We start from the raw sequence: 11,909 nt of genomic DNA, 5'->3' as shown, positions 1-11,909 counted from the left end.
GAGGTATATCCATTTTGATGTACCTCCAAACCAAATCAAATCAGAACATGAATATAATTACTAAAAAAATATTAGGGATTTTAATGATCGCGTCCACATACTGCGCTTTTGGACAACAAGATCCTCAATTTACCCAGTATATGTATAATACGTTAAGTGTTAATTCTGCATATGCCGGTTCCAGAGGTCATATGACTGTAACAGGAATTCACAGATCACAGTGGGTAGGAATTGATGGAGCACCAAGAACGCAAACCTTAACCGTTGACAGTCCTATAGGTAAAAAAATTGGATTGGGTTTGTCCATAGTAAATGACGAAATTGGTCCATCTGATGAATTCTATTTTGATCTAAATTTCTCATATACTATAAAAGCTTCAGAAACTCATAGACTTTCTTTTGGAGTTAAAGGAGGAGGAAGATTATTCAACATTGATTGGACAAAAGGCCAATCACAGAACCCGGATATTCTATTTCAACAAAATATTAATAATCAGTTTTTCCCAACAGTTGGTGCCGGGTTATATTTACATAGTGAAAAAAGCTACTTAGGAGTTTCTATACCTAACTTTTTTACAGACGACCATTATGATGATATTCAACAATCTGTAGCATCAGAAAGATTACACTTCTTCTTTATAGGAGGTTTAGTTTTTGATCTTAGTCAAAAAACAAAATTTAAACCCGCTTTTTTAGTAAAGCATGTAGTGGGAGCTCCTCTTATTGTTGATCTATCTGCTAATTTTATGTTTTATGATCGTTTACGGCTTGGTGCTTCCTATAGATGGGATGATTCTGTAAGTGCTCTCGCAGGTTTTCAAGTTACTCCAGGATTACTTATAGGTTATGCTTTTGATTATACCACGACAGAATTGCAACAATTTACAACAGGAAGTCATGAAATCATGGTAAGATTCGAGCTTAAATCACAGGAAAAACGATTAAAATCACCAAGATTCTTTTAAAAAGTATAGTGTATGAAAAATATAATTACCCTAAGTCTAATCTTACTCTCTCTTTTTGGTTATTCTCAAAAAAAACACAAAAGAGCGGATGAATTCTTTGACAAAATGTGGTATATCGAAGCTGCAAAAGAATATGAAGCAGCGATAGAAAAAGGAGATAAGTCTAAAGAAGTACTTCAAAAAGCTGGAGACGCATATTATTTTAATACCAATATGGAAGAGGCCCATAAATGGTATGACGTACTACTATCTGAGTATCCAGATAATGTTGAAGCAGAATATTTATTTAGATATGCACATACATTTCAGGGAATTGATGATAATCGTTCTGCCAAAAAATGGATGAAAAAGTTCTCTCAAAAAGCTAATAATCAAGATCCAAGAGCTCAGAAATACTCTCAAGAAAAAATAAGCATTGAAGATGTACTGGACCTTGAACCACAATTTACATTAAAAAACCTGGAAATTAATTCCGAATTTTCTGATTTTGGACCCATGTATTTTAAAGATCAACTTGTGTATTCATCAGCAGTCGATACTTCAAATTATCACACCAGAAATTATCATTGGAACGAGCAACCTTTTCTAAATATGCTTTTAGGAGAAATTAACCCCGCTCAAACCGATGTTAAATTTCTTGAGGAGTTTTCGAGAGAATTAAATACCCGATATCACGAAGCAACATTAGCATTCTCTCCAGATGAAAAAACAATCTATTTTACCAGGAATAATTTTAATGGTGATTTGGGTAGAGATGATGAAGGCATTAATCATTTAAAATTATATAGTGCAAAAATTGTTGAAGGAGGTGAAAAAATTGAATGGACAGATGTTCAAGAATTACCTTTTAATAGTGATGAGTATTCTGTAGGGCACCCAACAGTGAGCAAAAATGGTAAAAAATTATACTTTGTATCAGATATGCCTGGATCTATAGGAGGAACAGATATATTTGTAGTAGATATTCTCGGTGATAACAATTATTCTCAACCCAAAAACCTGGGACCTAATATTAACACCTATGGGAGAGAAATGTTTCCTTATATTACCGACAATGCTCTTTATTTTGCTTCTGATGGACATTTAGGGTTAGGTGGTTTAGATGTTTTTGAGAGTAAATATGAATATTCATTTGATACTCCTGTTAATTTGGGTGCGCCTTTAAACAGTAATCTTGATGATTTTGGGTATATAGTTGATGAAAACACTAATAAAGGTTATGTTTGCTCTAATAGAAAATCAGGAAAAGGAGATGATGATATTTATTCATTTGAGAGAACTCCTATAGAAGTATGCGATCAAACTATGACTGGTGTAGTATCTAATGCTACTACAAAAGGTTTTATTAGTGGTGCTAAATTGACTTTACTTTCTGAGAATGGAGAAATACTTGAAGAGACTCAAAGTCAGTCTGGAGGTAAATTTTCATTTAATTATGAAGTCGATTGTAATACTCCATATGAAATAAAGACCGAAAAAACAGGATATAAACCAAGCACTACGCCTGCAATAACAAATAAAAAATCTGGAGAAACTAACGTACTTGTTACTTTATCTACAGTAAATAAGCTTATTGTAGAAGAAGATGGTGTTCTAAAAATAAAAATCGGTATCATTTATTTTGATCTAGATAAATCTTTTATACGGAATGACGCTGCTTCAGAGCTAAATAAAGTAGTTCTTTTGATGAAAGAATATCCAGATATGGTTATAAAAGTAGAGTCTCATACAGATTCTAGAGGTAATAATGATTACAATGCACAATTATCGGATAGAAGAGCAAAATCTACTCGTAAATATATCATTTCACAAGAAATTGAAGCCAATAGAATTGAAAGTGCTATCGGCTATGGAGAGTCTCAACTCATAAATGAATGCGCTGATGATACCCCTTGTTCAGAAGCCAGGCATCAACTTAACAGAAGATCAGAATTTATTATTATCAAAATGTAAATTTCTTTTTTCCTAATGTTGAAGTAATTTTAAGGTAAGGATATATAAAAAAAGACCCAATATGAATATATTCATATTGGGTCTTTTTTTATTAATAATTACTTCTTAAAGTTTTTTAGCATTCTTAACCTTAGTATTCGTTATGGCTATTTTTAGAACATCTTCCATATTTTTCACATAGTGAAAAGTTAAACCTTTTAGATATTCTGATTTAATCTCATCAATATCTCGCTTATTATCTTCACAAAGTAATATTTCTTTTATGTGTGCTCTTTTTGCTGCAAGAATCTTTTCTTTTATTCCGCCAACCGGAAGTACTTTTCCTCGCAATGTGATTTCACCAGTCATTGCCAGACTTTTCTTGACTTTACGTTGCGTAAATAAAGATACCAGAGAAGTAAGCATAGTTACCCCTGCACTTGGACCATCTTTTGGGGTAGCTCCTTCCGGAACATGAATATGTACATTATAAGTATCAAAAATTTCAGGTTTAATACCTAATTCGGCTGCATTTGCTTTAATAAATTCCATCGCAATAGTTGCAGATTCCTTCATTACTTTACCTAGATTCCCTGTTATACTTAAGGTTCCTTTTCCTTTAGAAAGAATAGATTCTATAAATAATATATCTCCTCCAACTCTCGTCCAGGCCAAACCGGTTACAACTCCTGCAACATCATTATTTTCATATTTATCGCGTTCTAGTCGTGGCGCTCCAAGAACTTCTATAACATCTTCATTACTAATCTTAACATTATACTCCTCTTCCATCGCTATATTCTTTGCAGCATATCGTACCATTTTAGCGATTTGTTTTTCTAATCCTCTAACACCTGATTCTCTGGTGTAGCCTTCTATTATTTTTTCTAATTGTGCTTTTCCTAGTTTGATATGAGATTTATCCAGTCCATGCTCTTCTAATTGTTTAGGTAATAAATGTTGTTTAGCAATCTCTACCTTTTCTTCAATCGTATATCCTGTAACATTAATAATTTCCATTCTATCCCGAAGCGCTGGTTGAATTGTACTCAAACTATTCGAAGTAGCAATGAACATTACTTTAGAAAGATCAAATCCCATTTCAAGAAAATTATCATGAAATTCTGAGTTTTGTTCTGGATCTAAAACCTCTAATAACGCAGAAGAAGGATCTCCTTGATTACCAACAGAAAGTTTATCAATTTCATCCAAAACAAATACTGGATTACTAGTTCCCGCTTTTTTAAGGCTTTGGATAATTCTACCTGGCATCGCTCCAATATAAGTCTTCCTATGCCCTCTAATCTCTGCTTCATCACGCAATCCTCCCAAAGAGATTCTTACATATTCTCTTCCTAATGCCTCTGCCACAGATTTTCCTAAAGAAGTTTTACCAACTCCAGGAGGCCCATATAAACACAATATTGGGGATTTCATATCATTACGAAGTTTTAACACCGCCAAATATTCTATAATACGGCGTTTTACTTCATCAAGACCATAATGATCTCTGTCTAAAACTTTTTTGGCAAACTTTAAATCAAATTTATCAGTACTAAACGTATTCCATGGTAAATCAAGAAATAGGTCCAAATAATTACGTTGTATAGAATATTCTGCTACCTGCGGATTCATACGCTGCATTTTGGCTAGTTCTTTATCAAAATGCTTTTTTACATCCTCATCCCATTTTTTATCTCTACCTCGCATACGCATTTCTTCAATCTCATCTTCATGCGAAACTCCTCCAAGTTCTTCCTGGATAGTTTTCATCTGTTGATGTAAGAAATATTCGCGTTGTTGCTGGCTCATATCATGCTGAACCTTATTCTGTATATCATTTTTAAGTTCCAATTTCTGAAACTCTACATTCATGTATTTCAAAGTAGCTAATGCTCTTTCTTTTAGATCATTAACCTCTAATAGTTTTTGTTTTTCCTCTACAGGAAGGTTAAGATTAGAAGACACAAAATTGATCAAAAAGGAATTACTTTCTATATTCTTAATGGCAAAAGAAGCCTCTGATGGAATGTTTGGACTTTCTTTTATAATCTCTAGAGCCAAATCTTTAATCGAGTCTATTATCGCACTAAATTCTTTATTTTCCTTAGCTGGTCTCGCTTCGGGAACTTCTTTTACTTTGGCTTTTATATAAGGAACTTCCTCTACTACTTCATCGATATGAAATCGTTTCTTACCCTGTAAAATAACAGTAGTATTGCCATCTGGCATTTTTAAGACTCTTAGAATACGAGCTACAACTCCTACTCTATTAATATCTTTTAAAGATGGATTCTCTATTCCTTCTTCTTTCTGAGAAACTACGCCAATTGTTTTATTTCCATTATTAGCTTCGTTAAGAAGTTTAATAGATTTATCTCTCCCGGCTGTAATAGGAATAACAACTCCAGGAAACAAAACCGTATTTCTTAAAGGCAAAATAGATAATATCTCTGGTAGATCTTCTTTGTCTATTTCTTCTTCATCTTCAGGAGTCATCAAAGGTATTAACTCTGCATCTTCTTCTATTCCTTGAAATGACAAACTGTCAAGTGTTGTAAATTTGGTTTTCGCCATAAGTATATATCAAAGTCATTTTGTCATTACTACAAAACAACATTTCTTTTTAAAATTTATTTAAATCAACTAAAACTTCATTAAACCTAATAAAACTAGGGTTTTAATATACGTTCATTATTTATATTTCAATTGTTATGCCATAAGTTTTTAAAAAAAATATTTTAAAACTGTAACAAATCAAATCAATATATATCTTTATTTAAAAGTAAATTAATTTTTTTGTCACTAACCCAACTAAATACAGAGCAACTAATAGCCAAATGTCGAGAGCATGATCAAAATGCGCAGCTCGAAACGTATAACCGTTATTATAAAGCAATGTACAATACGGCATTGAGAATCATAAAAGATAGCGCAGAAGCTGAAGACGTCATGCAAGAAGCTTTTTTGACAGCTTTTACCAAGCTCTCTATGCTAGAAGACAATAATATGTTTGGCGCATGGTTAAAAAGAATAGTTATTAATGCTAGTTTAACTGTGTCACGTAAAAATAGTCTTCATCGCGAAGTAGCTTTAGAAACTGTAGAATATGCTCTTTCTGATAGTACAGGAATAGCAGAAGAAGATTTAGCTTCTGTAAAGGTGAATGCTGTATTAAATACGCTAACTGAACTAAAAGACAGCTATAGCACTGCATTATCATTACATCTAATTGAGGGGTATGATTATGAAGAGATCTGTCAAATTATGAATATATCATATTCTAATTGTCGTACGCTTGTTTCGCGCGCAAAAGAAAGCTTACGAAAAAAAATACAATTTGTATGAACAATGACAATATAGAAAAGTTATTTGAACGAATGGAGGATCAATTAGACATATACGAACCTTCGGCTAACCACAAGGCGCGGTTTTTAGAAAAACTGCAAGGTCAAGGTAAAGTCGTTCCGTTAAAGCCTAAAAAGAGGAATTGGTATACACCAATTGCAATCGCAGCTTCTGTTGCCATTCTATTTGGAATTGTGACTATGACCTCTAAAATTGATACCAAAGAAGAAGTAGATTTAGCTAGTGTTTCACCTCAAATGGAAGAAACTCAAAGTTTTTTCACTTCTGCGATTCAAGTGCAACTAGAGGAAATCAATAAGATTTCTTCTCCAGAAACGAAAAAACTGGTTACCGATGCAATGTTGCAATTAGAAAAATTGGAATCGGATTATGAAACCCTAAAAAAAGATCTTTTTCATAGTGGAAATGATAAAAGGGTAATTAGTGCAATGATTCAAAACTTTCAGCAGCGAGCAAATTTGTTAGAAGATGTACTTCAAAAAATTAATGACATTAAAGAATTTAAATTATCAGAAAATGAAAACTCTATACTATAATATAATCTTATTATTACTCATTCCAGCTTTAGCGTTAGCCAATAATGGAGATTTAAAAGGGAAATACACCAAGGAAAAAAAATTGAAAAAAGAATTCTCGGTGAACGCAAATGCTTTACTAAAAATTAGTAATGATTATGGTAATCTGGATATCACTTCATGGAATGAAAACCGGATCGTCATGGAAATTAATATTAAAGTAAGCGGTAATGATGAAGAAAAAGTTATAAAAAAATTAGAATCAATAGGTGTAGAATTTGATGCTTCATCTCAAATGGTTAGTGCCAGAACTACTTTTAATAAGAGTGATAGCTCATGGTGGGATAAATGGACCAGCGGTTGGAATAACAATCTAAACATGAAGATCAACTACACTGTAAAAGTTCCTGTAACCAATAGTGTAGACCTTAATAATGATTATGGAAATATTAATCTTGATAAAATACAGGGTACTGCAAAAATCAATTGTGATTATGGACAAATTATCCTTGGTGAATTGTTAGGAAATGACAACTACATCAATATAGATTACACAAATAATAGCACCATAGAATATATGAAAAATGGAAAGATTAATGCTGACTATTCTGATTTTGAAATAGGTAAATCTGATAGAATTGATCTTAATGCCGATTATACCAAATCAAAGTTTAAATCGATAAAAAACCTAAATTATAACTGTGATTATGGTTCAATCAAAATAGAAAATGGAGGCGATGTAACTGGACAATCTGATTATGTAAGTACTAAAATTGGGAGTATTTCTGAGGCACTAAATATAGATTCTGACTATGGATCCATTACCATTCAGTCTTTACAACCTTCTTTTAGAAATGTAACTATCAAAACAGATTATACTTCTGCAGATATCGGATATGAAAACGGTTGTACTTTTGATTTCTCAATCAAAACTTCGTATGGAGGTGTAAAGGTTGATGAAAGCATCACCGTTCAGAAAAAATATGTGAAAAGTTCTAAAAAAGAGTATCAAGGATATCAAGGTGAGGCAAATAGCGGAAATACAATTAATATTACGTCTAGCTATGGAGGAATTAAACTAAGAAAAAACTAATACACAAATTATAATACATCAGCAAAATGAAAGTAACAACAATTATATTAGGTATAGCACTATGTAGTATAACTACAGTACAGGCTCAATGGTGGGGAAATGGAAAAAAAATTAAAGGTGATGGTAATATGACCACTAAAGAAAGAACTACATCTGATTATGATCAGATTAAAGTAAAAGGAAGCCTTGACGTCTCTTTAGTTTCTGGAACTGAAGGAAAAATTTCTATTGAAGGAGAAAGTAACCTTATTGATTATATCGAAACTAAAGTTGAAGGTGATGCACTAAGAATATATGTTCAAAAAGGATATTATTTAAAACCATCTATTGGAAAAAAGCTATTAATTACAGTTCCTTTTAAAGATTTAACTCAAGTGACCCTATCTGGATCGGGAGATGTCTATAGCTCTGATACTATTAAAGCTGCAGAATTTAAAACAGCAGTATCGGGTTCTGGTGATATCAAACTTATAGTAGACACAGATAAGACCTATGCTCAAGTATCTGGATCCGGAGATTTAGTTTTAAAAGGAAAAACAGATAGTTTTAACTGTAGTGTTGCAGGGTCTGGAGATCTTGAAGCTTATGAATTAAATGCAAAAAATGCCAATGCTGCTGTATCAGGATCTGGAGATATCCAACTCACCGCGACTTCATTTTTAAAAGCACGAGTATCAGGATCTGGAGATATTGCATATAAAGGAAATCCAGAAAAAGAAGACAAAAAAGTATCTGGATCCGGAGATATTACAAAACGTTAATATCACAATTTAAAAACAATTAAAAAAACTGTTTATGGAGTTCATTCTTAAACAGTTTTTTTTATGCTCAATAATCTCTATTTTTGAAAAATACTTGCAGTTATTGTTAAATATCAATATAATAAGTATTTTTTAGTTTAAATTCACCCCAAATAAAACAATATTGTCGTTTTTATCAAAAAAAGAAACCCCTTTTTATGAAGTTGTTCCTAACGGCTATGTAGATATTCATTCTCATCTTCTTCCTGGTATTGATGATGGAGTGAAGACTGTATATCAATCTGCTTACATCCTAGAGCAATTAGAAAAAATTGGCATCAAAAAAGTAATCACAACTCCCCATGTTATTCAGGACGTTTGGCCAAATTCATCACAAACCATATGCACCAAACTAGAAGAAATGCAAGAGATTCTTACCCCTCTTGGAATAACAGGTGTTGAATTATTATCTAGTGCAGAATACATGATGGATGATTTGTTTTATGATCGTTTAAAACAAAATGACATTCTACCTCTTCATGAGAATTATATCCTTGTAGAGATGTCGACATTTGGTCCTCCTATAAATCTTAATGAAATATTATTTGAAATTAAATTAGCTGGATATATCCCTATTCTTGCACATCCAGAACGATATTCTTTCTATGAAGATGATCTTAAAAAATATGACGAACTTAAAAAATCTGGGTTTTTATTTCAGCTTAATTTGTTATCCGTATCTGGATATTACGGGGAAAACATTAAGTCTTTTGCAAAGAAATTAATCGATCTTGACTATATAGATTTTACCGGATCAGACATACATAATTATCATCAACTCGGAATACTACAACAAGGATTCCCTAAAAAGGTAGCTGAAAAAATAACTAGGTTAATGAAAAAAAATTCTATTTTTTCTTAATATAACGTATCTATTTCTTTTTACCATATCCATACCCATAATTATAACCAGTTTTGGTAGCTGCTGCGTTAAGTAATACGGCAATATTAGGCAAACGTTTCTCTCTATAGAAGTTTTCTGGAACTTGTAAAACTCTTTTGTCAGAATAATTTTCTCTTACTATATAAATACTAAGATCTGCAAATTTTGCTATTAACAGCGTATCTGTTACTAGACTAACCGGAGCAGTATCAACAACAACATAATCATATTCACTTTGCAAATACTCAAACATAGAATTAACTCGTTCTTGCATAAGAAGTTCTGCAGGATTTGGAGGAATAGCTCCCGATGGTATAATATCAAAAGAATTTTCTTCTTTGTCGTTGTATATAATATCTTCTGGATTTAATTCAGCATTCATTATATAGTTAGTAAGTCCTTTTGTATCTCTTCCATTAGGTAAATCGAAGAACTTATGAAACTTTGGATCTCTCAAATCTGTCCCCAAATACGCTACTTTTTTACCAGAAATGGATAAGGTCTTAGCCAAATTTGATGAAATTAATGTTTTTCCTTCTCCTGAGATTGTGGAAGTGACAAAAATAACTTTTCCTTTATCCTTATTAATACCCGCTAAAAGGAAATCAAGATTAGTTCTCAAAATCCTAAATGCCTCAGCAATACCAGATCTATCATTTTGAGAAATAACAATTTGTTTTTTTGATTTCACCTTTGGAATAGATCCAATAATTGGCATTGAAAGTACTTTTTCCAGATCTTCTCTAGAACGTATTTTTACATTTAATAAGTCAGAGGTATAAATAATCAAAAATGGTAGCACAAATCCTAAGAAAAAAGCTCCTGCAAATATTGTTTTTTTGTTAGGAGACACAGGATATGAGCTCAAAGTTGAGGCTTTATCTATTACTCTGGCATTAGATAATGTTATATGGCTTGTAATCTCTGCCTCTTCTCTTTTTTGTAAAAGATAGAGGTATAACTGTTCTTTAATTGTTTGTTCTCTTTCAATTACTCGTAGATCTTTTTGCCGTATTGGAGCGTTATATAATTTACCACTAAAATACTGGTCCTGTGTTCTAAGACTTTTTAATCGTATATTAATTGAACTTCTTAAACTATTCAAACTACCAATAAGTACTTGTCTTAATCCATCTATTTGTTGGTCTATGTTTACTACAACAGGATTCTGTACACTCGATGTTTTCAATAATCGTTGTCGTTGAAGGATTAATCCATTATATCTAGATACTGTAGTAGTAATCGTAGGGTCATCAAAACCAAGGTTTGCAGGAACTAAATCATACCTACCTTCTTGACTTAACACAAATCGTCTCATCGATTCTATAAGACTAAGTTGTGTATTTAGCTGAGCTATTTCTTGTACATTCCTAGAATCTATATCAGCAACCCGTTGTGTTTGTGCTCCTATATCATTTGTAAGTCCATATTTGGATAAATATCCAGCAGCTTCATCATCAACCTCTGTTAAATCACCAGAAATAAGATCTAAACGTTCGTTTATAAAATCTGCTGTTCTTGCAGAGGCTTGTTTTTTATTCTGTATTGTAGCTTTATTATATTCTTCAACAAGATTATTGATAATATCTTTTGCTTTTTCTTTTACCGGATCATTTAATGAAATTCTAACTATAGAAGAATTCTTTAGCGGAGAAATTGATAATCTACCTCTATATCCTTCTGCTACAGACTTTACAGGGGCAATTTGAATCTTTATGGTTTTGTTAAGGTGAGGTTCGATATCTTCAACACTTGGAGTAATAACGATATCCCCTACACCACTACTTATTGTTTTTCCAAAAGAATGATCACTTAGTTTTTTACCTTTTTTATCCAGAAAAGAAAAAGATGTTCCTGAATTGATTTTTACATGAAAAACCTGAGATTTTGTATGTACAATAGTATCATCTGACAAAAAGTTGATCTCAATTAAAGATTTTGGATAATTCTCAACCTCTAAGATTCTTCCTTCGCTAAAGTAGCGTACATTTAAATTTAGATTATTAACTACATTTGTCAACAATGTTCTAGACTTGATAATCTGAATTTCGTTCTCAATCTTATTCTGAGTATCATCTAATAACCCTAAATCTTTAAAGGCCGACAGTTCTGACTCACTAATACTTTCATCTTGAGATATCATTATCATAGATGAGACATTATACTGAGGAATGGTATACCTTACCTTTACATATGCCAGGGAGACAAAAATAACAACACTCAATACAAACCAATACCATTTCTTAAGGTACTTTATAATCTGATCTCTAAGATTAAAACTAAAACTAGAAGATGAATCAAAATTTGTATCGGTAGTAGGTGTATTATTCGTATTGGAGATCATGTATTATA

At 32.1% G+C, this 11,909-nt stretch carries 9 protein-coding genes; 7 read left to right on the top strand and 2 right to left on the bottom strand.

Going from position 1 to position 11,909, the window contains the following annotated elements; translation table 11 throughout:
• The first annotated feature begins 47 nt into the window (after nt 1–47).
• A complete protein-coding gene (locus tag PQF96_RS14510) occupies nt 48–965 on the top strand; it encodes a PorP/SprF family type IX secretion system membrane protein (protein ID WP_271767003.1) in 918 nt (305 codons plus the stop codon).
• Between the two features lie 12 nt (nt 966–977).
• Entirely contained in the window at nt 978–2,918 is a 1,941-nt protein-coding gene (locus PQF96_RS14505) for an OmpA family protein (protein WP_271767001.1), read from the top strand.
• A gap of 105 nt (nt 2,919–3,023) precedes the next feature.
• Here the strand turns inward: PQF96_RS14505 and lon are convergent, their stop codons facing one another.
• Nucleotides 3,024–5,474 (bottom strand): endopeptidase La, encoded by a 2,451-nt coding sequence (gene lon / locus PQF96_RS14500; protein WP_271766999.1) that lies wholly within the window; start codon nt 5,472–5,474, stop codon nt 3,024–3,026.
• 222 nt (nt 5,475–5,696) lie between these two features.
• Here lon and PQF96_RS14495 point away from each other — a divergent pair, with 222 nt between their 5' ends.
• From PQF96_RS14495 to PQF96_RS14475, 5 genes are all read left to right on the top strand, one after another.
• The gene (locus PQF96_RS14495) at nt 5,697–6,245 is read left to right on the top strand and encodes an RNA polymerase sigma factor (protein ID WP_109437673.1); all 549 of its coding nucleotides are present in this window, start codon (nt 5,697–5,699) and stop codon (nt 6,243–6,245) included.
• Nucleotides 6,242–6,802 carry a hypothetical protein gene (locus PQF96_RS14490; RefSeq protein ID WP_143918281.1) on the top strand — a complete coding sequence of 187 codons (561 nt, stop codon included), beginning with the start codon at nt 6,242–6,244 and terminating at the stop codon, nt 6,800–6,802. The genes PQF96_RS14495 and PQF96_RS14490 overlap by 4 nt, the downstream gene beginning before the upstream one ends.
• On the top strand, nt 6,783–7,874 hold the full coding sequence (locus PQF96_RS14485; RefSeq protein ID WP_271766997.1) for a DUF4097 family beta strand repeat-containing protein: 1,092 nt from the start codon (nt 6,783–6,785) through the stop codon (nt 7,872–7,874). The genes PQF96_RS14490 and PQF96_RS14485 overlap by 20 nt, the downstream gene beginning before the upstream one ends.
• Nucleotides 7,875–7,900: 26 nt before the next feature.
• Nucleotides 7,901–8,635 carry a head GIN domain-containing protein gene (locus tag PQF96_RS14480; protein ID WP_109437675.1) on the top strand — a complete coding sequence of 245 codons (735 nt, stop codon included), beginning with the start codon at nt 7,901–7,903 and terminating at the stop codon, nt 8,633–8,635.
• A gap of 163 nt (nt 8,636–8,798) precedes the next feature.
• A complete protein-coding gene (locus PQF96_RS14475; protein ID WP_109437676.1) occupies nt 8,799–9,536 on the top strand; it encodes a tyrosine-protein phosphatase in 738 nt (245 codons plus the stop codon).
• Nucleotides 9,537–9,546: 10 nt separating this feature from the next.
• On the opposite strand, the gene PQF96_RS14470 is transcribed toward PQF96_RS14475, so the two are convergent.
• On the bottom strand, nt 9,547–11,901 hold the full coding sequence (locus tag PQF96_RS14470; RefSeq protein WP_271766996.1) for a GumC family protein: 2,355 nt from the start codon (nt 11,899–11,901) through the stop codon (nt 9,547–9,549).
• Between the last annotated feature and the right edge of the window lie 8 nt (nt 11,902–11,909).

Origin of the sequence: Aquimarina algiphila (genome assembly GCF_947494415.1) — a bacterium.
Taxonomy (GTDB): domain Bacteria; phylum Bacteroidota; class Bacteroidia; order Flavobacteriales; family Flavobacteriaceae; genus Aquimarina; species Aquimarina algiphila.
The sequence above is the reverse complement of the archived record's forward strand: the minus strand, read 5'-3'. Positions and strand labels throughout refer to the sequence as shown.

Excerpts from the sequence above, each read along its gene's own strand:
- PQF96_RS14510 (WP_271767003.1), top strand. The coding sequence starts at position 48 with ATGAATATAATTACTAAAAAAATATTAGGGATTTTAATGATCGCGTCC.
- PQF96_RS14505 (WP_271767001.1), top strand. The coding sequence starts at position 978 with ATGAAAAATATAATTACCCTAAGTCTAATCTTACTCTCTCTTTTTGGT.
- lon (WP_271766999.1), bottom strand. The coding sequence starts at position 5,474 with ATGGCGAAAACCAAATTTACAACACTTGACAGTTTGTCATTTCAAGGA.
- PQF96_RS14490 (WP_143918281.1), top strand. The coding sequence starts at position 6,242 with ATGAACAATGACAATATAGAAAAGTTATTTGAACGAATGGAGGATCAA.
- PQF96_RS14485 (WP_271766997.1), top strand. The coding sequence starts at position 6,783 with ATGAAAACTCTATACTATAATATAATCTTATTATTACTCATTCCAGCT.
- PQF96_RS14480 (WP_109437675.1), top strand. The coding sequence starts at position 7,901 with ATGAAAGTAACAACAATTATATTAGGTATAGCACTATGTAGTATAACT.
- PQF96_RS14470 (WP_271766996.1), bottom strand. The coding sequence starts at position 11,901 with ATGATCTCCAATACGAATAATACACCTACTACCGATACAAATTTTGAT.